19 protein-coding genes are annotated in these 20,838 nt (G+C 60.2%); 5 read left to right on the forward strand and 14 right to left on the reverse strand.

The features are described 5' to 3' along the window. Nucleotides 1-19 precede the first annotated feature (19 nt). Nucleotides 20-967, forward strand: a complete 948-nt coding sequence (locus ACIPZE_RS11320; protein ID WP_283438786.1) for an LD-carboxypeptidase — start codon at nucleotides 20-22, stop codon at nucleotides 965-967. A gap of 87 nt (nucleotides 968-1,054) precedes the next feature. Here the strand turns inward: ACIPZE_RS11320 and ACIPZE_RS11325 are convergent, their stop codons facing one another. The 5 genes from ACIPZE_RS11325 to leuS form a co-directional block, all read right to left on the reverse strand. After that, the gene (locus ACIPZE_RS11325; RefSeq protein WP_400772890.1) at nucleotides 1,055-2,377 is read right to left on the reverse strand and encodes a lytic murein transglycosylase; all 1,323 of its coding nucleotides are present in this window, start codon (nucleotides 2,375-2,377) and stop codon (nucleotides 1,055-1,057) included. Nucleotides 2,378-2,438: 61 nt separating this feature from the next. Continuing rightward, nucleotides 2,439-2,603 carry an alternative ribosome rescue factor ArfA gene (arfA, locus tag ACIPZE_RS11330; protein ID WP_283438784.1) on the reverse strand — a complete coding sequence of 55 codons (165 nt, stop codon included), beginning with the start codon at nucleotides 2,601-2,603 and terminating at the stop codon, nucleotides 2,439-2,441. Nucleotides 2,604-2,738: 135 nt separating this feature from the next. Beyond that, nucleotides 2,739-3,776 (reverse strand): DNA polymerase III subunit delta, encoded by a 1,038-nt coding sequence (holA, locus tag ACIPZE_RS11335; RefSeq protein ID WP_283438783.1) that lies wholly within the window; start codon nucleotides 3,774-3,776, stop codon nucleotides 2,739-2,741. Between the two features lie 39 nt (nucleotides 3,777-3,815). Then, nucleotides 3,816-4,421, reverse strand: coding sequence for an LPS assembly lipoprotein LptE (lptE, locus tag ACIPZE_RS11340; RefSeq protein WP_283438782.1), 606 nt, complete (start codon nucleotides 4,419-4,421; stop codon nucleotides 3,816-3,818). Nucleotides 4,422-4,509: 88 nt separating this feature from the next. Next, complete coding sequence (gene leuS / locus ACIPZE_RS11345) at nucleotides 4,510-7,116, reverse strand: leucine--tRNA ligase (RefSeq protein WP_400772893.1); 2,607 nt, start codon at nucleotides 7,114-7,116, stop codon at nucleotides 4,510-4,512. A gap of 255 nt (nucleotides 7,117-7,371) precedes the next feature. On the opposite strand from leuS, the gene ACIPZE_RS11350 reads away from it, so the two are divergent. Further along, nucleotides 7,372-7,695 (forward strand): hypothetical protein, encoded by a 324-nt coding sequence (locus tag ACIPZE_RS11350; RefSeq protein WP_283438780.1) that lies wholly within the window; start codon nucleotides 7,372-7,374, stop codon nucleotides 7,693-7,695. Between the two features lie 105 nt (nucleotides 7,696-7,800). Beyond that, the gene (locus tag ACIPZE_RS11355) at nucleotides 7,801-8,562 is read left to right on the forward strand and encodes a YdcF family protein (RefSeq protein WP_283438779.1); all 762 of its coding nucleotides are present in this window, start codon (nucleotides 7,801-7,803) and stop codon (nucleotides 8,560-8,562) included. A gap of 87 nt (nucleotides 8,563-8,649) precedes the next feature. On the opposite strand, the gene lnt is transcribed toward ACIPZE_RS11355, so the two are convergent. The 5 genes from lnt to miaB all read right to left on the reverse strand — a co-directional run bounded on the left by lnt (nucleotide 8,650) and on the right by miaB (nucleotide 14,027). After that, the gene (gene lnt, locus ACIPZE_RS11360) at nucleotides 8,650-10,173 is read right to left on the reverse strand and encodes an apolipoprotein N-acyltransferase (protein WP_400772895.1); all 1,524 of its coding nucleotides are present in this window, start codon (nucleotides 10,171-10,173) and stop codon (nucleotides 8,650-8,652) included. A gap of 17 nt (nucleotides 10,174-10,190) precedes the next feature. Then, nucleotides 10,191-11,030: an HlyC/CorC family transporter gene (locus tag ACIPZE_RS11365; protein WP_007909641.1), complete on the reverse strand. Its 840-nt coding sequence runs from the start codon at nucleotides 11,028-11,030 to the stop codon at nucleotides 10,191-10,193. 5 nt (nucleotides 11,031-11,035) lie between these two features. After that, nucleotides 11,036-11,530: an rRNA maturation RNase YbeY gene (gene ybeY / locus ACIPZE_RS11370; protein WP_283438777.1), complete on the reverse strand. Its 495-nt coding sequence runs from the start codon at nucleotides 11,528-11,530 to the stop codon at nucleotides 11,036-11,038. Then, entirely contained in the window at nucleotides 11,523-12,521 is a 999-nt protein-coding gene (locus tag ACIPZE_RS11375; RefSeq protein WP_129395653.1) for a PhoH family protein, read from the reverse strand. The genes ybeY and ACIPZE_RS11375 overlap by 8 nt, the downstream gene beginning before the upstream one ends. 177 nt (nucleotides 12,522-12,698) lie before the next feature. Next, nucleotides 12,699-14,027: a tRNA (N6-isopentenyl adenosine(37)-C2)-methylthiotransferase MiaB gene (gene miaB, locus ACIPZE_RS11380; protein WP_122592708.1), complete on the reverse strand. Its 1,329-nt coding sequence runs from the start codon at nucleotides 14,025-14,027 to the stop codon at nucleotides 12,699-12,701. A 133-nt stretch (nucleotides 14,028-14,160) separates the two neighbouring features. On the opposite strand from miaB, the gene ACIPZE_RS11385 reads away from it, so the two are divergent. Next, nucleotides 14,161-14,490 carry a DUF1820 family protein gene (locus ACIPZE_RS11385; RefSeq protein WP_003185742.1) on the forward strand — a complete coding sequence of 110 codons (330 nt, stop codon included), beginning with the start codon at nucleotides 14,161-14,163 and terminating at the stop codon, nucleotides 14,488-14,490. A gap of 117 nt (nucleotides 14,491-14,607) precedes the next feature. Here ACIPZE_RS11385 and ACIPZE_RS11390 read toward each other — a convergent pair whose 3' ends face one another. The 4 genes from ACIPZE_RS11390 to ACIPZE_RS11405 all read right to left on the reverse strand — a co-directional run bounded on the left by ACIPZE_RS11390 (nucleotide 14,608) and on the right by ACIPZE_RS11405 (nucleotide 18,127). Next, complete coding sequence (locus ACIPZE_RS11390) at nucleotides 14,608-15,162, reverse strand: tetratricopeptide repeat protein (protein ID WP_003228518.1); 555 nt, start codon at nucleotides 15,160-15,162, stop codon at nucleotides 14,608-14,610. Between the two features lie 224 nt (nucleotides 15,163-15,386). Further along, nucleotides 15,387-16,670, reverse strand: coding sequence for a glutamate-1-semialdehyde 2,1-aminomutase (gene hemL, locus ACIPZE_RS11395; protein WP_400772898.1), 1,284 nt, complete (start codon nucleotides 16,668-16,670; stop codon nucleotides 15,387-15,389). Between the two features lie 17 nt (nucleotides 16,671-16,687). Further along, complete coding sequence (gene thiE, locus ACIPZE_RS11400) at nucleotides 16,688-17,311, reverse strand: thiamine phosphate synthase (RefSeq protein WP_283438775.1); 624 nt, start codon at nucleotides 17,309-17,311, stop codon at nucleotides 16,688-16,690. Between the two features lie 18 nt (nucleotides 17,312-17,329). Next, nucleotides 17,330-18,127, reverse strand: a complete 798-nt coding sequence (locus ACIPZE_RS11405; protein ID WP_016986138.1) for a hydroxymethylpyrimidine/phosphomethylpyrimidine kinase — start codon at nucleotides 18,125-18,127, stop codon at nucleotides 17,330-17,332. 348 nt (nucleotides 18,128-18,475) lie between these two features. Here ACIPZE_RS11405 and ACIPZE_RS11410 point away from each other — a divergent pair, with 348 nt between their 5' ends. After that, a complete protein-coding gene (locus ACIPZE_RS11410) occupies nucleotides 18,476-20,830 on the forward strand; it encodes a 7TM diverse intracellular signaling domain-containing protein (RefSeq protein ID WP_400772900.1) in 2,355 nt (784 codons plus the stop codon). Nucleotides 20,831-20,838 lie beyond the last annotated feature (8 nt).

The following is a 20,838-nucleotide window of genomic DNA, read 5'->3' on the forward strand; positions in this document are numbered from 1 at the left end:
CACACAGGGAGATCCATGGATGACCGTTCGACCGACCCATACCCTTTTTCCGCATAAGCCTGTGCCGGCGCTGCCGTCAGAAGGGCTGATCGGCGTGATCGCGCCGGCCGGTCCCGGTGCGCTGGATACCGACAAGGCAGTGCAATGGATGCGCGCCCGCGGTTATGGGCTGAAAGTATTTCCTGGCGTCTACGAGAAGGACGGCTATCTGGCTGGCAGCGATGACGTGCGCCTCAACGATCTGCACGCCGCGTTCGCCGACCCCGAAGTGGACGCGATCATCTGCCTGCGCGGTGGCTACGGTACGCCACGGCTGCTGGACCGCATCGACTACGATCTGCTGAGTCGCAACGCCAAGCCATTTGTCGGCTACAGCGACATCACCGCGCTGCACCTGGCCATCAGCCGCTACGCAGGGTTTGTGACCTTTCACGGGCCTTTGCTCAACGCCGATCTGCTCGGTGACAAGCAGCCGCCGACCGTCACTTCGTTCTTCGCCATGCTGCGCGGCCAGTTGAAGGCGGGGAGTGTGCTCAGCCATCCGGTGGCTTATCCGTTGACCACGGTGGAGTCCGGTATCGCCCATGGACGCTTGCTCGGCGGCAACCTGGCGATGATTGCCGCTACGTTAGGGACGCCTTACGAGATTGATGTCGAAGGGGTGATTCTGCTGATCGAAGATATCAACGAGCCGCTGTATCGCATCGACCGCTTGCTGACGCAGATGCGCCTGGCCGGCAAGCTGGCGAAGCTGCGCGGTGTGCTGGTCGGCGACGTGGCGGGAGTGGACGTCGCGGCACTGAATCGGTTGCTCAAGCAGACTTTTGCGCCGCTGCGGATTCCGGTGCTGTCGGGCTGGCGCAGCGGGCATTGCGATCCGAACCTGACGCTGCCGATGGGCGCGCTGGTGCGGCTGGACGCCGGCAAGAAGGAATTGATGCTCGAGCAGGATGTCGTGACCCGGTAAAGCAAAAGATCGCAGCCTGCGGCAGCTCCTACAAGTAACGCATTCCAATGTAGGAGCTGCCGCAGGCTGCGATCTTTTGATCTGGCTTTACTGCGTGCGCAGGCTTTCCAGCAACTTATGCGTCGGATAGCCGTCCGCCGGCCAGCCAAACGACTGCTGCGCACTGCGAATCGCCTTGCGCGTATTGGCGCCGATAATCCCGTCCGCCGTGCCCGCATCGTAATTGCGCGCGCTCAACAGCGACTGCAATTCGATGCGCTCGGTACGGCTCAACGGCAGATCATCTTTCGGCCAGTTGCCACTGATCAAGCCGCCGCCATTGAAGCGCTCGGACAACAAGCTTACTGCCAACGCGTACGACGACGAATTGTTGTACTTGAGGATCGCCCGGAAGTTGTCGAGGATCAGGAATGCCGGCCCACGATAACCCGCCGGCAGCAGCAGGGCGGCAGACAGTTGCTCAGAGCCTGCTGGCACCTGACCGCCATTGGGCAGAGTCACGCCGAGTTGACGCCATTCGGCAACGCTCTTGCGAATCGCACCGTCAGCCAGTGTGTAGTTGAAACTGCTCGGCAGTTGCACTTCGAAGCCCCAAGGCTGACCGCGTTGCCAGCCAGAGCTTTGCAAGTAATGCGCAGTGGACGCCAGCGCGTCGGCCGGGCTGCCCCAGATGTCGCGCCGACCGTCACCGTCGAAGTCCACGGCGTGGGTGTTGTAGGTGGTCGGAATGAACTGGGTCTGGCCCATCGCGCCGGCCCAGGAGCCGAGCATCTTCTCCGGTGTGATATCGCCCTGTTGCAGGATCTGCAGCGCAGCGATCAATTGCGCATGGGCAAAGCCCGGACGGCGACCTTCGTAGGCCAGGGTGGCCAGCGAGTTGATCACCGATTTGCTGCCCTGGAACTGGCCGAAATTGCTTTCCATGCCCCATACCGAAACGAGCGCCTGACGGTCGACGCCATAACGCTGTTCGATGCTTTGCAGAATATCGGCGTACTGGTCGATCAAGGCCTGGCCTTTACGCACGCGCAGTGGCGATAGCGCGCCGTCGAGGTATTCCCACACCGGGCGAGAAAATTCTGGCTGGCTGCGGTCGGCGCGAATCACGCTGGCGTCGAAACTGACATTGGCGAAGGCGCGATCAAACAGCTCAGGACGAATCCCGGCGGCCAGTGCGTCCTTGCGGAAACCTGCCTGCCACTCGGCAAAGGTCTGGGTCGGCTGAAGATCGAGAGGGTCGGCGGACGGCACTACCGGCGGAATGATCGCTGGGGCCGTGGCGACTGGAGCGGCTTGAAGAGGTTGCGCGTCGGCGGCGGTGGGTTTTTCCGCACAGGCGACAAGCAGAACGAAGCTTGCTGCAGCGATCGAATGGCGAACAGGCCAACGACGGGAAAGACTTAGGGGCATGCACAGTTCCAGGGGAAACGAATCAGATGCAGACCTTAACATGACCGGGGGGTACTGCGCTTCAGGCAGCCAGAAAGTAAGAAGCCTCCCAGCTTTTAGACTGGAAGGCTTCGCGGCGGTAGCTGCCTTTGCCCTTGTTCGGTTGTTCCTGGCGGCTGCGGAACAGCGGTTGGGCGATGATGGATTTGGCCTTGTTGGGGCCATGTTTCGATGGCTTTTTGCTCATGAGGGTTCTCTCGTGTGAGTGGGTTTTGCGCGGCAAATAATCTGCTCATGCTAAACAAAAGTCAAAAGATCGCAGCGTGCCGCAGTTCCTACACCAATCTATGTAGGGGCTGCGGCACGCTGCGATCTTTTGATCTTATTCGGCAGGCAGTGAAAGTCGCTGGCCAGCCATCAACAACGCCAAGCGACTCAGGCTCATCCACGGCGAGCCGGTAGCCTGGCCTTTGATCTGCGCATCGATGCGCTGCGCTTCGAGCAACAGCTGTGCCCAGCGTTGCGCCGTATAGCGTTGCAAGGCTTTGCTCATCAGCGGTTTGCGCTTGTCCCAGACCGGTGGTTTTGCCTGGCTAAAGCACTTGTCCAGCGGCGTGCCCTGGCTGTACTGCAACGAGATATTGGCCAGCAGGCGCAACTCCCGCGCCAGCGCCCAGAGAATCACCGGTGGCTCGACGCCTTCACCGCGTAGCCCTTCGAGCATGCGCAGTGCATGGGTCGGTTCGCCGTTGAGTACGGCATCGGTCAGTCCGAAGACGTCGAATCGGGCACTGTCGGCCACTGCGGCCTGCACGGTTTCGACGGTGATCTGGCCACCTTCGGCCATCAACTTGAGCTTTTCGATTTCCTGCGCGGCCGCGAGCAAATTGCCCTCGACGCGTGCAGCAATCAATTCGACCGCGTCCTGGCTGGCCGACAAACCGGCCTGCGACAGGCGCTGCCGAATCCAGCTCGGCAACTGATTGGCGTCCACCGGCCAGATCTGGATGAACTGGGTCTGCTGACCTTCAACCAGTGCCTTGCCCCACTTGGTTTTCTGCGCGCTGCCATCGAGCTTGGGCAGGCTGATCAGCAGCACCGTGTCTTCGGCAGGGCGTGAGCAATATTCGATGAAGGCCGCGGCGCCTTTGTCACCGGGTTTGCCCGAAGGCAGGCGCAGTTCCAGCAGGCGTTTTTCCGCGAACAACGACATGCTCGCGCCGGCCTGCAGCAACGTGCCCCAATCGAAATTGGCGTCGGCAGCAAAGACCTGGCGTTCGTCGAAACCTTGCTGGCGAGCAGCACTGCGGATGGCGTCGGCAGCCTCCTGGCACAACAGCGGGTCATCGCCGCTGATGATGTAGACCGGCGCGAGGGCGCCTTGCAGGTGTTTACCGAGTTGAGCGGGAGCGAGCTTCATAAGAAATACCGAACGGGGCGCCTGAGCGCCCCGAACGTCTTACTGCTTGGGTATTTCGAGCGGCGACTGGCGCGGGGTTTCCGCTTCAGCCTTCTGTGCCGCTTGCAGCGCGTCGGCTTCAGCCTTGGCGCGGTCGTTGGCCGCTTGCTGCAGTTGCTCCAGTTGCGCCGGAGTCAGCTGTTGCAGGCGCAGCATCATGCGTTGAACCAGTTCGCGACGGGTTTCACGACGGGCGTCGTTGGCTTCCTGATCGGAGCCGACCAGGTTGTTGCCGTCGTGGATGAACACCTTCTGCACTTCGAGCTTGCTGCTCAGCAGGTTCAGGTTGTGTTCGCCAATGATGTCGTAGTTCAGGACGGTATTGACCTGATATTCGCCAGTACGGCCGGCACCGGCGTAGCTGAGAATACGCTGGTTTTCCTGCTCGTCAGCCAGGTACAGCTTGTACGGTGCACCGCTGTATACCTTGACGCCGCTGGACTCGAGCACCTGACGCAGCTCGGTGACGGTCTCGCCGTAGGCGTTGCGTGCGCTCAGGTCGAGCTCCTTGATCGTCAGTTCGGTGGTGCCAGTGCCACGCAGCTGGAAACCGCAGGCGCTCAGCAGAACAGCGAGGCCCATCACCAGCAGATTGCGTTTGATCATTGTGTTGCTCCCCTTGAAACCATGTGGGCCGACCTTGCGGCCCGAAAGGTTTTACAGTGCGTCAGGCGGACCTGACGCCCAATCCAATTTAGCTGGCGACGATGTTGACCAGTTTGCCCGGAACCACGATCACCTTGCGAATGGTCAGTCCGTCGACGAAACGCAGCACGTTTTCGTTGGTGCGCGCGGCGGCTTCGACTTCTTCGCGGGTGGCGCTGGCCGGCATTTCGATCTGGCCACGCAACTTGCCGTTGACCTGGATAACCAGGGTCAGGCTGTCCTGTACCAGTGCACTTTCGTCCACCGCCGGCCAGCCTGCGTCGATCACCGGTTCAGCATGACCCAATTGATTCCACAGCTCATGGCTGATGTGCGGAGTGATCGGTGCCAGCAGCAGCGTTACCGCTTCCAGGCCTTCCTGCAGCAGTGCGCGATCCTGTTCGGTGCCTTGCGCGGCTTTTTCCAGCACGTTCATCAGCGTCATCACCTGGGCGATGGCGGTGTTGAATTTGTGGTTCTGGCCGACGTCGTGGCTAGCCTGCTTGATGGCCAGGTGGATCGAACGGCGTACGGCTTTCTGCTCGTCGTTCAGGCCGGCGACATCCAGTTTGCCTGGCAAGCCCAGGGTCACGTGGGCTTGCGCCAGACGCCAGACGCGCTTGAGGAAACGGTGCGAACCTTCGACGCCGGAGTCGGACCATTCCGCGCTCATGTCAGGCGGCGAAGCGAACATCATGAACAGGCGGCAAGTGTCGGCGCCGAACTGATCGATCATCGACTGTGGGTCGACGCCGTTGTTCTTCGACTTGGCCATCTTCTCGGTGCCGCCGATTTCCACCGGCAGACCGTCGGATTTCAGCTTGGCGCTGATGACCTTGGCTTTGCTGTCACGCTCGAGTTCCACGTCCGCCGGGTTGAACCAGGTGTAGGCACCGTTGGCTTCGCGACGATAGTAGGTTTCGGCGATCACCATGCCTTGGGTCAGCAGGTTCTTGAACGGTTCGTTGGAACTCACCAGACCTTCATCGCGCATCAGCTTGTGGAAGAAGCGCGCGTAGAGCAGGTGCAGAATCGCGTGTTCGATACCGCCGATGTACTGGTCGACCGGCAGCCAGTGATCGGCTGCGGATTTTTCCACCAGGCCACCTTCAAAGTGCGGCGAGGCGTAACGGGCGTAGTACCACGACGACTCGACGAAGGTGTCCATGGTGTCGGTTTCACGCTTGGCAGGCTGGCCGCATTTCGGGCAGGTGCACTCGTAAAACTCAGGCATGCGCGCCAGCGGCGAACCAGCGCCGTCCGGCACCACGTCTTCCGGCAGGACGACAGGCAGTTGATCTTCCGGCACCGGCACGTCACCGCAAGTGTCGCAGTGGATGATCGGGATCGGGCAGCCCCAGTAACGCTGGCGGCTGATACCCCAGTCGCGCAGGCGGAACTGGGTGCGCGAGGCGCCGAGTTCTTTCTTGATCAGCGCGACTTCCATGGCATCGAACGCGCCAGCGAAGTCCAGACCGTCGAATTCGCCGGAGTTGATCAGCGTGCCGTGCTCGCCGTAGGCATCTTGCCACGGGGCCGGGTTGGTCTCGCCAGAGCTGGTACGCACCACCGATTTCACCGGCAGGCTGTACTTGTGGGCGAATTCGAAATCGCGCTCGTCGTGCGCCGGTACCGCCATTACAGCGCCATCGCCGTAGTGCATCAGTACATAGTTGGCGACCCACACCGGCAGCTTTTCACCCGTCAGCGGATGCTCGACGAACAGGCCGGTCGGCAGGCCTTTTTTCTCTTGCGTGGCGACGTCGGCTTCGGCAACGCTGCCGCCCTTGCATTCAGCGATGAACGCTTGCAGTTCAGGGTTGTTTTTCGCGGCCAGGGTGGCCAGCGGGTGCTCGGCAGCGACGGCGACATAGGTCGCGCCCATCAGGGTGTCCGGACGGGTAGTGAAGACTTTGAGAGTGCCGGCTTCGCCGATCGAGTCGACGTTGTACGGGAACTGCACTTCCATGCCGCGGGATTTGCCGATCCAGTTGCGCTGCATGGTCTTGACCTGTTCCGGCCAGCCAGTCAGTTCGTCGAGGCTCTCCAGCAGTTCATCCGCATAGGCGGTGATCTTGAAGTAGTACATCGGGATTTCGCGCTTTTCGATCAGCGCGCTGGAACGCCAGCCGCGACCGTCGATGACCTGTTCGTTGGCCAGAACGGTCTGGTCGACCGGGTCCCAGTTCACGGTGCCGTTTTTACGGTAGATCACACCTTTTTCGAACAGGCGAGTGAACAGCCATTGTTCCCAGCGGTAGTAATCCGGCTTGCAGGTGGTCACTTCGCGCGACCAGTCGACCGCGAGGCCAAGGCTGCGCAGTTGCGACTTCATGTAAGCGATGTTTTCGTAGGTCCACTTGGCGGGCGCTACGTTGTTTTTCATCGCGGCGTTTTCTGCCGGCATGCCGAAGGCGTCCCAACCCATCGGTTGCAGAACGTTCTTGCCTTGCATGCGCTGATAGCGGGAGATCACGTCGCCGATGGTGTAGTTGCGCACGTGCCCCATGTGTAGCTTGCCGCTGGGGTAAGGGAACATCGACAGGCAGTAGAAAGTTTCCTTGCCTGGCTGTTCACTGACTTCAAAGGACTTTTGCTCGTCCCAGAACGACTGGGCGGCGGCTTCAATTTCACGGGGCTGATATTGTTCGTGCATGGCTACTTTTGTACTGGATAGGGGTGGCCTAATCCTCTTCAACGCAGGTTCCGGGGTTGGCCCGGACGAGCTGGAAGTGGAATTACAGGAAGCGCCGTAGCATACATGACCGCGCTTGGCCTAGGGAAACCCTGATTACAGCTACATACGCCGCAATACATGTACCGGGGGCCGTTGGTCGCGGCGTACCGCCGGTTTGTACAGCGAAGCTAAGCTCTAACTGGGGAGTGAGTCTTATCTTCAATGAGGTGAGGGATGGTGGAGCAACGGAAAAAAAACGTAACGAAACCCGAGCTGTACGAAAGATTGATCGATCGTCTGGGTATGGCCCTGGACGCCGTAAAAACCGCTGACCGGCTGCGCGATGAGCGCCCCCTGGAACTGGAATTGCGTGGCTTGAGCCCCGCCGAGTTCAAACTGGTCAAGGCCTATCTGGATCGCAGTGAACGTGAAACGCATGGATGCCTCTCGCAAGCAGTGAAGCAGCTCGATGCAGCACATTCGGCCAAGGTCATCTGGCTCAAGGACAAGGCGCCCGGCAGAGACACCATGAAGGTTCGCTCTCTGCAGGCCAAGTAAGCGCATGGCAGGTCAAAAAACGGATCTTTTTCAACAGGATCCCAACCTATCGGTTGTCGCGTTTTATTAACCCACTTAGGCTTCGGGCATCTCTGGAGATGCCCGATGACCTTTCGTTATTTCATCAAGCAACTTTTATTGCCTCCCGGCATTTTTTTATTGCTGCTGTTGGTCGCATGGTGGCTGCGTCGCTCACGCCCGCGCCTGGCCGGTGTGTGTTTTGCCATGGGTTTGGGCGGGTTCTGGCTGATGAGCCTGCCAGTCGTCGTGCAGTGGAGCGCCAAGGCGCTGGAGCGTGAACCGCCGTTGGCCCGCGCAGAGTGGGCGACGCTGGCACAACGCGCCGATGCGATTGTGGTGTTGGGTTCCGGGCGCGAACGGGGTGATCTCGCCTGGGGCGAGGATCAACCCACCGGTGTCGGGCTTGAGCGTCAGCGTTATGCGGCGCGGCTGGCCAAGGCGTCGGGCTTGCCGATCCTGACCAGCGGTGGTTTGCATTACGGCACGCCGCCGACCGAGGCGAAGTTGATGGCGGATTCGTTACTCGACGATTTCGGTGTAACGGTGCGCTGGCAGGAAGGTGAAAGCCGTACCACGTGGGAAAACGCCAAGTTCAGCGCCGATATTTTGTTGCCGCAGGGGATCAAGCGTGTGGTCGTGGTCACGCAGGCCTGGCACATGCCGCGTTCGGTGTGGAGTTTTCAGCAGGCAGGATTTGAAGTGGTGCCGGCGCCGGTGGGTTTTTTGGGCACTGATAACGCCCGACCGTTTGGTGGCTGGTTGCCGGAATTCAAATCGATCTGGCAGAGCGGGCAGTTGTTGAATGAAGCGGTGGGGCAGGTGGGGTATTCGCTGTTTTACCGCTGAAGAGCAAAAGATCGCAGCCTGCGGCAGCTCCTACATGGGATTTGTATTTTTCCCTGTAGGAGCTGCCGAAGGCTGCGATCTTTTGCTTTAAAGGGTTTTCGACATCCGGCTCGCCATCAGTGCCCAGCCAAACAGCAGCAGGCAGATGATCATCAGCGGCCACGAGCGATATTGCAGATACGGTGTCAGGTTGTGCATCGGCACCACTTCACCATACAAAATGCCCTGTTCGAACTGCGGAATCTGCTCGGTGATCTGCCCGAACGGGTTGATCAATCCGGTAACGCCGTTGTTGGTCGCACGGATCATCCAGCGACCGGCCTCAAGCGCACGCATCTGCGCCATCTGCAAATGTTGCAGGGGGCCAATCGAGGTGCCGAACCAGGTGTCGTTACTGATCGTCAGCAACAGATCGCTGCGTGCCGACAGACCGGCGGCGAAATCCGGGTACACCACTTCGTAACAGATGAACGGCGCAATCTGATAACCCTTGGCTTGCAGCAGCGCCTGATCGGCCGGGCCGCGAGCGAAGTCGGACATCGGCAAATCAAAGAACGCGATCAAGCCACGCAGGATGTCCTGCAACGGCACGTATTCACCGAACGGTACCAATTTCTGCTTCAGGTAAGTGCCATCGCCTTCGCCCACCACAGTGATGCCGTTGAAGAAGCGTCGTTCGTGACGAACCGTTTCGCGAATCGGCACGCCGGTGATCAGCGCCGATTTACGCTCGGCGGCAAAGTTACCCATCATGCTCAGGTAGCCCTCGGCGGACTCCTTGAGCACCGGCACGGCGGTTTCTGGCCAGATCAGCAAGTCGACCGGTTTTGAACGAAAGCTCAAATCGCGGTACAGCGCCAATTGCGCATTGAGCTCGGCCGGATCCCATTTCATGCTTTGTGCAACGTTGCCCTGAATCGCCGCAACGCTTAATGGTGCGCCGGACGGGCTGGTCCAGGCGTGGCCCTTGAGCGCAATACCGGCGATCCACGGCCCGATCAACAGCAGCAGGCCGGCAACGACGAACCCTTTACGACCGCTTTGCAGCAAGCGCGGCGCGTTGTAGATCAGCGCCGCCGTCAATGCCAGAACGAACCCAACCAGCCACATACCGCCGACTGGCGCGAGCCCCGACAGCGGGCCGTCGAGCTGACTGTAGCCCGAGTACAGCCACGGGAAACCGGTAAGAAACCAGCCACGAAACATTTCCTGAGCCACCCACAGCGCGGCAAATGCCAAGGCATCGGCCACCGGAGCCTCGTTACGGCGCAACCAGCGCGCCCAAATCCAGGCGGGCAGGGCGAAGAACCAGGCAATCGCGGCGGTAAACAGCAGCATCAGGAACCCGGCCAGCAGCACCGAAGCGCCGCCGAAATGGTGAATGCTGTAATAGATCCAGCTGGTGCCGGCGCCGAACAGGCCAAAACCGAAGCACCAGCCACGGCCCAGTGCCTGACGCGGACTCAGCTCGCGCAAACCGGCATAGAACAGACCGACCGCGAGCAAAGCCAGCGGCCAGATATTGAACGGTGCCAGAGCGAAGGTGGTGATTGCACCGGCCGCCACGGCCAGCAGATTACCGGGCCAGCCGGGGCGGGTTGTCCAGCGCATTTCAGTCCTTAGATTTTTTACCGGGCGATTGGGGTCAGTCGCAGCAAGTGAATCCGACGGCTGTCGGCGTTCAGGATGCGGAAACGATAGGCGCCGATTTCAGTGATTTCGTTGCGTTTTGGCAAGTGCCCGAACGCGCTCATCACCAGACCGCCGACGGTGTCGAACTCGTCGTCGGAGAACTCGCTGTCGAAGAACTCGTTGAAGTTCTCGATCGGCGTCAACGCCTTGATCAGGAAGTCGCCACTGGGCAGCGGTTTGATGTAGCTGTCCTCTTCGACGTCGTGCTCGTCTTCGATGTCGCCGACGATCTGTTCCAGCACGTCTTCGATGGTCACCAGACCTGCCACACCGCCGTATTCGTCGATGACGATGGCCATGTGGTTGTGGTTGGCGCGGAATTCACGCAGCAACACGTTCAAGCGCTTGGACTCCGGCACGAACGTGGCCGGGCGCAGCAGATCCTTGATGTTGAAGCTGTCGCCGTTTTCCTTGAGGATCAGCGGCAGCAGATCCTTGGCCAGCAGCACGCCCATCACATCGTCATGGCTTTCGCCGATGACCGGATAGCGCGAGTGGGCCGAGTCGACCACGGCCGGGAGGAATTCACGCGGTGTCTGGGTCGCCTTGATGCTGATCATCTGCGAGCGCGGCACCATGATGTCGCGTACTTGCAGGTCAGCTACCTGAATGGCGCCTTCGACGATGGCCAGCGCTTCGCTGTCCAGCAGTTTGTTCTGATGTGCATCACGCAGCAGCTCGAGGAGCTCCTGACGGTTCTTCGGCTCGTGGGCAAAAGCCTGGGTCAGTTTACCCAGCCATGACTTCTGCCCGTTGCTCGATCGATCTTCGCTCATAGCGATTACTCTGAATCCTTTGTTGTAACGATAGGGGATGTTTCGGTTTCGTCGTCCGCGTACGGATCGGGATAACCCAATTCGGCAAGCAACTCGCGTTCCAGTGCTTCCATTTCTTCGGCTTCCTCGTCATCTATATGGTCGTAACCGAGCAGATGCAAGCAACCGTGAATGACCAGATGTGCCCAATGGGCCTTTAGTTCCTTGCCTTGCTCGGCAGCTTCACGCTCGACCACGGCCACGCAGATCACCAGATCGCCGAGCAGCGGGATATCGAGAAACTCGTCGGGCACTTCGGCAGGGAACGACAGGACGTTGGTCGCGTAATCCTTATGGCGCCAGGTGTGATTGAGCTCGCGGCCTTCTTCCTCGTCGACCAGACGAATGGTCATTTCCGAGTCGGCGGTGCGCTGGCGCAGGGCCAGTTCGCACCACAGGCGAAAGTCGGCCTCACTCGGCGCGTGCGCTTCGGTCGCGATTTGCAGGTCTAGCTCAAGCATTTCGCGAGGTTTCCTTGGGTGCTTCGTCACGGTTTTCGAAGCGCTCATAGGCTTCGACGATCCGCTGGACCAAAGGATGGCGCACGACGTCTTTAGGCTGGAAGTGGGTGAAGCTGATGCCTGGCACGTCTTTCAGCACTTCGATCACATGGTGCAGGCCTGACTTGGTGCCTTTCGGCAAGTCGACCTGGGTAATGTCACCGGTGATGACGGCCGTAGAGCCAAAGCCGATACGGGTGAGGAACATCTTCATCTGTTCGACGGTGGTGTTCTGGCTCTCGTCGAGGATGATGAAGCTGTTGTTCAGCGTGCGACCGCGCATGTAGGCCAGCGGCGCGACTTCGATCACCTGGCGCTCGATCAGCTTGGCCACGTATTCAAAACCGAGCATCTCGTAGAGCGCGTCGTAGAGCGGGCGCAGGTACGGGTCGATCTTCTGCGACAGGTCGCCGGGCAGGAAGCCGAGTTTTTCACCGGCTTCAACCGCCGGGCGCACCAGCAGGATGCGGCGGATCTGCTCGCGTTCCAGTGCATCGACGGCGCACGCCACGGCCAGATAGGTCTTGCCGGTACCGGCCGGACCGATGCCGAAGTTGATGTCGTTGCCGAGGACTTCCTTCACATAGCGCAACTGATTCAAGCCGCGTGGGCGAATCATGCCTTTCTTGGTGCGCAGGGCGACGGAGGCTTCGGCGGGGGCGTGGTTGTCCAGCTCGACGACGGCTGATTCCTGCAGGAACAGGTGCACGAGGTCCGGCGACAGCTCGGTACCCTTGGTTTCCCGGTACAGGCGGCGCAGCAGGTTTTCCGCAGACGTGGTGTGCTTGGGGTCGCCGATCAGCTCGAACTGGTTTCCGCGGTTGCGGATCTCGATGGTCAGGCGCTGTTCGATCAAGCGCAAATGCTCGTCGAATTGCCCGCACAGATTGGCGAAGCGGCGTGCCTCAAAGGGCTCGAGAATAAAACGATGTGGTTCTATGGGTGCGTTCAAGGTCGTATTTAGCCGCCCTGGGGCAATTAAGATGAAATCAAGGATAACGCCAGAGGCCTGGGTGCGAAAGCTCTTAAATATTCTTGGCGTCGAGACCGTCAAGATCGCAGCCTTCGGCAGCTCCTACAGGAGAATGCGATCCATGTAGGAGCTGCCGAAGGCTGCGATCTTTTGCTGTTACTGAATCAGCGAGCCACGCAGCGAGTGCGGTTGTGCCGCGTCGATGTGCACGTCGGCGAACTGGCCAATCAGGGTTGGATTGTCGCAGCGGAAGTTGACGATACGATTATTCTCGGTACGCCCTTGCAGCTCGCCCGGGTCTTTCTTCGAATAATCGGTCACCAGAATGCGCTGAACGGAACCGACCATTTGTCGGCTGATCTCGAAGCCTTGCTGATTCAGGCGATGTTGCAGCGCGTTCAGGCGCTCCTTCTTCAACTCTTCCGGGGTCTCGTCGGCCAGATCGGCAGCCGGTGTGCCCGGACGCTGGCTATAAACGAAAGAGTAAGAGAAGTCGAAACCGACGTCGGCAATCAGCTTCATGGTCTGTTCGAAATCTTTCTCGGTCTCGCCGGGGAAACCGACGATGAAGTCCGAGCTGATGCAGATCCCCGGCACGGCGGCACGCAGTTTGCGCAGCTTGGATTTGTACTCCAGCGCGGTGTGGTTGCGTTTCATCGCCGCGAGAATCCGGTCGGAACCCGATTGCACCGGTAAATGCAGATGCTTGACCAGTTCCGGCACGTCGGCGTGGGCCTGGATCAGGCTGTCGGAGAACTCCAACGGGTGCGAAGTGGTGTAGCGAATGCGGTCGATGCCATCGATGGCGGCGACAACGCGAATCAGTTCGGCAAGATCAGCCAGGCGACCGTCATGGGTGGTACCGCGATAGCCGTTGACGTTCTGCCCGAGCAAGGTCACTTCACGCACGCCGTTTTCGGCAAGGTGGATGACTTCGGCGATCACGTCGTCGAACGGCCGGCTGACTTCTTCACCACGGGTGTAAGGCACCACGCAGAACGTGCAGTATTTGCTGCAACCTTCCATCACCGACACGTAAGCGCTCGGGCCATCAATGCGCGGCTCGGGCAGGTGGTCGAATTTTTCGATTTCCGGGAACGACACGTCGACTTGCGGCAGTTTGGTGATGCGCGCAGCGTCGATCATTTCCGGCAGGCGGTGCAGGGTCTGCGGGCCGAAGACTACGTCGACGTAAGGGGCGCGATCGCGGATTGCCGCGCCTTCCTGGCTGGCCACGCAACCGCCGACGGCGATCACCATGTCCGGGTTGGCCAGTTTCAGTTCGCGCCAGCGACCCAGCTGCGAATACACGCGATCTTGCGCGCGCTCGCGAATCGAGCAGGTGTTGAGCAGAATCACGTCGGCGTCTTCCGCGCGTGCGGTGACTTCCAGGGCCTGATGTTCACCCAGCAGATCGACCATGCGCGAGCTGTCGTACTCGTTCATCTGGCAACCGTGGGTTTCGATGTAAAGCTTCTTGGCCATGGATTAGTGTCGTCACGTGATTCAAAGAACCCGGCATTATAGGGAACAAGCCCTCAGGTTCCTACCGCTGTGCGTCCGGAGGCTATGCTATAGTTTGCGCCCTCATTTTTATCCCCGATGTTATCCCCCCGCCATGACCAAACGCGAAGCTCCAATCTATAAGGTGATTTTCCTCAACCAGGGCCAGGTGTTCGAAATGTACGCCAAGCAGATCTATCAAAGTGATCTGTGGGGCTTTCTGGAAGTGGAAGAGTTCGTCTTTGGCGAGCGCACGCAAGTGGTCGTCGACCCGAGCGAAGAAAAGCTCAAGGCGCAGTTCGAAGGCGTGGTACGCAGCTTTGTGCCGATGCATTCGATCGTGCGCATCGACGAAGTGGAACGTCTGGGCACCCCGAAAATCAGCGAAGCCCGTGGTGCGGTCGGCAATGTGATGCCGTTTCCGATGCCGATGCCTGAGAAGTAAGCCGTTCAGATGATCGTTCCCACGCTCTGCGTGGGAATGCCGCCTTCGACGCTCTGCGTCGGTGACGCGGAGCGTCACGGGATGAATTCCCACGCAGAGCGTGGGAACTATCGCTGATCAGGGAAGAGGCGAGAACGGTGTACGCCCATCGGCGCTCTGCAATTCCATCAGGTATTTACGGAAAATTTGCCCGAGCACCTGCGTGGCGGTCTCGAGGTCTTCGCGGGACATCTTTTCGGAAACTTCGTCGGCCGTGTCCAGCGCATCTTCAGCGCCGTTGACCGCAGCCATTTTCAAAACGATGTACGCCTGAATATTGTTGGCCTGCACGCCTTCACCGTGGAAGAACATGGTGCCCAGTTTGAATTGCGCCTGAGCGTGGCCTTGCAACGAGGCTTTTTCGAAATAGCTCAGGGCTTGATTGAGGTCGCGCGGCGCATTCTTGCCGTCGTAGTAGAACTCACCCAACTCGTATTGCGCTTGCGCATCCCCTTCGTCCGCCGCTTTCTGGCAGGCGGCCAGTGCCTGCGTGACGTCTTGCGGCTGAGTATTGAGGGTGCAACGACCCATCGCCGGGATCAACAACGAGTTGCCGCCTGCTTGTGCATGCGCGAGCAGGGGCTGAAGGAGCAACAGGCAGCCCAAGGCAAGGGTGCGGCCGGTGCGGTTCATGGGAATCGACTTACCTCTGAAGGGCACGCGGACCCATCGAGGGATCCAATAAGCGCGCATTATGAAATAAGCAGGGCCAACCTTACAAAGTCTTTACTCGTTTTTCTGCTGCGCGGGGAATATATCGCCCACTTTATGAGGGATTTTTGGCAGAGCGTCGGAAAAACCGTGCGGTTGTAGGTGAAAGCTGACGCTGGCAATAGCCAACGTCAGCGGTACGGCGATTACTTCAATGCAGCGAAAGCGCGCTCGGCGGCATCCAGCGTCAGTTGCAACTCGGCTTCGCCGTGAGCGATCGAGGTGAAACCGGCTTCGAACGCGCTCGGCGCCAGGTACACGCCACCTTCCAGCATCAAGTGGAAGAAACGACCGAACAGTGCCGCGTCGCTGGCCATCACGTCTTTAAAGGTGACGATGTCGTCAGCGCCGCTGAAGTACAGACCGAACATGCCGCCCGCCTGGGTGGTCACGAACGGAATACCCGCAGCATCGGCGCGTTGTTGCAGGCCATCGAGCAGACGCGTGGTGTAGTCGGTCAGCTCGGCGTGGAAACCCGGACGGCTGATCAAACGCAGCGTGGTCAAGCCGGCGGCCATGGCCAACGGATTGCCCGACAGCGTGCCGGCCTGATACACCGGGCCCAGCGGCGCGATGCGCTCCATGATTTCACGCTTGCCGCCGAAGCAGCCGACCGGCATGCCGCCGCCGATGATCTTACCGAAGGTGGTCAGGTCAGGATTGACCCCGTAGTACGCCTGAGCACCGCCGAGGGCGACGCGGAAACCGGTCATCACTTCGTCGAAAATCAGCACCACGCCATGTTTGTCGCACAGCGAGCGCAGGCCTTCGAGGAAACCTGGTGCTGGTGGTACGCAGTTCATGTTGCCGGCCACCGGCTCGACGATGATGCACGCCACTTCCTCGCCAACTTCGGCGAGCATCTGCTCAACCGCGTCGATGTCGTTGAACGGCAGGGTCAGGGTGTGTTTGGCGAACGCTGCCGGCACACCGGCCGAGCTCGGTACGCCTTGGGTCAGTGCGCCGGAACCGGCCTTGACCAGCAGGCTGTCGGAGTGACCGTGGTAGCAACCTTCGAACTTGATGATGCTGTCGCGACCGGTGTAGCCACGGGCCAGACGGATCGCGCTCATGGTCGCTTCGGTGCCTGAGCTGACCATGCGCACCATGTCCATCGACGGCACCAGCGAGCAAACCAGATCGGCCATCTCGGTTTCCATCGCGGTCGGCGCGCCGTACGACAAGCCGTGTTGCAGCTGATTGCGCACCGCGTCGAGCACGTCCGGATGGCTGTGGCCGAGGATCATCGGGCCCCACGAACCGACGTAATCGACATAACGCTTGTCGTCTTCGTCAGTAACGTAAGCGCCTTCAGCGTGTTTGAAGAACAGCGGCGTGCCGCCAACGCTCTTGAACGCGCGAACTGGCGAATTGACGCCACCGGGAATGTGTTTCTGGGCGTTGGCAAACAGGGTTTCGGAACGAGACATGATCGGGCTCTCAATCTTCAGGATTTGAACAATTCGTTGAATGCGCGGGCGCGGCGGGTCACTTCGGCGGTGCTCTCGGCACCGAACAAACCGTGAACCACGGCAAGCAGATCGACCCCGTGGGCCACCAGTGGCGCAGCGTTGTCGAGGCTGATGCCGCCAATCGCGCAGATCGGCAGGTGCAGCGTGCGCTTGGCGTCGTCGAGCAGATCGAGGCTGCAGGACGGCGCGCCGGGCTTGGTATTGGAATTGAAGAAGCGACCGAAGGCGACGTAGCTCGCGCCTTCTTTGGCGGCTTGTTCGGCCAGCGCGATTTGCGCGTGGCAGGTCGAACCGATGATCGCTTTCGAACCGAGCAGGGCGCGGGTCGGCGACAACGGGCCGTCGGTCTGACCGAGGTGCACACCGACGTTGAGGCGCGCCGCCAGTTCAGCGTCATCGTTGATGATCAGTTGCGTTTTGTAGCGCTCGCACAGATCGCGCAACGCTTCGGCCTCGCGCAGACGGCGGGCCTCGTCGTTGCTCTTGTCGCGGTATTGCAGCAGGGTGACGCCGCCTTCCAGCGCCGCCTCCACATAGGACAGAAACTTGCCGGCCAGCAATTCGCTGTCGGTAATGGCATACAGGCCACGTAGTTTCATCGGGCAGACCTCACGACGTTACGAGCAGAAATCCAGCGGCAAGCGACGCGGGACGAACTGGCCTTTGCCCAGTTGTTCGGCATCGCGAAGGGTGCGCCAGGTGTAATCCAGTGCGCTGCGTACGGCGCTGGCCAGGTGTTCGCCTTGGGCCAGCCGGCCGGCGAGGGCGCTGGCCAAGGTGCAGCCGGAACCGTGATAGCTGCCCGGCAGACGCTGGCAGACAAAGGTTTCACGCAGGCCATCGCGGCTGTACACGCGATTATGGATTTCAGTTTCGTCGCCGTGGCCGCCGGTGATCAGCAGGTTTTTGACGAACGGCAGGAGTTTTTCAGCGCACTCATCCGCCGTGCCTTCGGGCAGTTCGGCGAGGATGCGGGCTTCAGGAAGGTTAGGCGTAGCAATGATCGACAGCGGCAGCAGACGCTCACGCATCGCATAGCCGACCTCGTCCTTGCCCAGGCGTCCGCCGCCACCGGCGCGCAGCACCGGGTCGCAGACCACTGGCAAATGCGGGTGCGCCGAGAGCAGTTCGACAACGGTGTCGACCATTTCCAGCGAACCGAGCATGCCCAGTTTGACCGCTGCGACTTCGGAGTCGTTGAGCACGGCATTGGCTTGAGCCAATACCCACTCACGGTCGAGGACGCGGAAGTCAGTGACGTTGACGGTGTCTTGCACGGTCAGGGCGGTGACGGCCGGAGCCGCATGGCAACCCTGCGCGAGCAGGGCTTCGATATCTGCCTGCAAGCCGGCGCCACCACTTGGGTCGTGGCCGGAGAGACAGAGGACAACGGGGCGGGAGCTGTAGATATTCATGGTGCGCGAGCTTACCACCAAAGCTGATTTTCGGGTGTGGCTGGCGGAGCAAGATCAAAAGATCGCAGCCTGCGGCAGCTCCTGCATGGATCTGGGTTTTCCCAGTAGGAGCTGCCGCAGGCTGCGATCTTTTGATCTACCTGACCAACCCAACAGCTCTAGCCCGCTACTTTGCTCTGGAACGCCCGTTCTAGAGCCTTTGTAGGAAAAATTTCAATGGTGCTCAATGGCCATCAACGGCTATGCTAGTCTGGATCCAAACCAATAACAGGTAATACCGGTTTTACGTCTACTCAAAAGGAATGGGGGGCTTCCTGACACAACCGGACGAGCCACGCTGGGGCTTCAATGCGCTATTTGCTGATGTTGCTGTTCTGCTTGCCCCTCATGGCGAGCGCCGTCGAATTCGACGAATTTACCCAGAGCCTCCCTCTGGGCCGGTCGCTGCAAGTGTTCGAAGACCCGAGCGGTCAGGCGAACATTGCCGATGTTCGCGCGCAAGCTGCCGCGGGCAATTTCAAACCTCACGATAAAGCCACGCTCAACGCCGGTTACTCGCGCTCGGCATTCTGGCTGAAAATCGACCTGCACTATCGCCCGAGCAATCCTGCCGCCCAACGCACCTGGTTGCTGGAACTGGCGTATCCACCGCTCGATCATCTTGACCTGTACCTCGCCGATGCCGCTGGCAACTATCGCCTCGTCCGCCAGACCGGTGACGCCTGGCCGTTCGCCAGCCGCGAAATCCGCCAGAACAATTACCTGTTCGACCTGGCTTTCGAACCGGATCAACAGCAAACCGTGTACTTGCGACTGGCCAGCGAAGGTTCGATCCAGGCGCCGGTGACGTTGTGGTCGAGCACTGCCTACCTCGAAGACCAGCCGGTGCGCCTGTACGTGCTGGGCATTATTTATGGCGTACTGCTCGGGATGGTGGTCTACAACCTGTTCATCTATCTGAGCGTGCGCGACACCAGTTACCTCTATTACATCTTCTACATTGCCTCGTTCGGCCTCTATCAACTGTCGGTGAATGGCGCGGCGGTCGAGTATTTCTGGCCAGACAATCCGTGGTGGGCCAACGCCGCCACACCGTTTTTCATTGGTTGCGCCGGCCTGTTCGGCAGCCAGTTCGCCCGCAGCTTCCTGCAGACCAAAACCCACAGCCGCTGGCTCGACCGTTTGCTGATCGGCCTGATTGCATTCGGTGCGCTGGTCATCGGCCTGTCGCTGATGACCAGTTACGCGCTGGCCCTGCGCCTGGCGACGACGCTGGCCCTGACCTTCACCGTGGTGATTTTTGCCGCAGGGATTCTGGCCTGGTGGCGCGGTTTGCGCGTGGCGCGGTACTTCATCATTGCCTGGTCGGCGTTTCTGCTCGGCGGCATCGTCAACACGCTGATGGTGCTCGGCCTGCTGCCGAACGTGTTCCTGACCATGTACGCCAGCCAGATCGGTTCGGCCATCGAAGTGGCGTTGCTGTCGCTGGCGCTGGCCGACCGCATCAACGCGATGCGCGAACAGCAAGCGCAGACGCTATACGACGCCGGGCAGAAACTCGAAGTGCTCAACCAGCAACTGGCCCACAGCAACAAGCTCAAGGACGAGTTTCTGGCGACCCTGACCCACGAACTGCGCACGCCGATGAACGGTGTGATCGGTTCGCTGGAGCTGATGCAGACCGTCGAGATGGATCCGGAGCTTGAGCAATACCAACAGACCGCCGCCGGTTCCGCCCGCGACATGATGCGCATGGTCAACGGCATCCTCACCCTCACCGAATTGCAGGCCGGCAAGCTCAAGGCCGCGCCGGGCAGCTTCAGCCTGCGCGCCGTTGTCGAGGCGCTGCGCGTGCAGTTCGATGGCAATGCCTCGAGCAAGTCGCTGGACTTCAAGGTCGATGTGCTGCCGACCCTGCCGGATCGCCTGCACGGCGACAGCGCCAAACTCGCACAATGCCTGGAATGCCTGCTGGATAACGCGATCAAGTTCACCCGCGTCGGTGGTCTGGCATTGCGCGTCACCGGCAAACCATCGATGGACAATCGTCTGGCGCTGTCCTTTGCGGTGATCGACACCGGCATCGGTTTCACCGATCTGGGCGAGGCGACGATGTACCAGCGCTTCTTTCAGCTCGACGGTTCGATGACTCGCGAGTACGGCGGGTTGGGCGTCGGTCTGGCGATCTGTCGGCAGTTGGTGGAGTTACTCGGCGGCAAGCTAACCCATCGCTCGGAACCCGGGCGCGGTAGTCGTTTCCAGCTTGATGTCGAGTTCGCCTTGCCGGTGGTCGAGGCTGTGCAAATTGCCCAGACTTCCCGCGATTGCGTGCGCGCGCCGCAGGATTGCACGGTGCTGCTGGTGGACGACAGCAGCGTCAACCAACTGGTGATGCGCGGCATGTTGCTCAAGCTTGGCTTTCGCGTGCGCACGGCCGACAACGGTGCGGCGGCGCTCGAATGCCTGCAGCGTGAAACGGTGGATGCGGTGCTGATCGATTGTCAGTTGCCAAGCCACGAAGGCGCGTCCTTGTGCTGCCAGATTCATGCGTTGCCGGGATGCGCCCACTTGCCGGTGTTCATGCTGGCGTTGAACGCTGATCGCGAGCTTTGCACAACCGGTGCGGCGATCGACTACCTGAACAAACCGGTGAAATTCGAAGACTTGCAGTCCGCGCTGGAGCGCCGTGTGCTGTGTTGTTGATAGGGTAA

It is taken from the genome of Pseudomonas sp. NPDC089741, from assembly GCF_044748825.1.
GTDB classification, from domain to species: domain Bacteria; phylum Pseudomonadota; class Gammaproteobacteria; order Pseudomonadales; family Pseudomonadaceae; genus Aquipseudomonas; species Aquipseudomonas helmanticensis.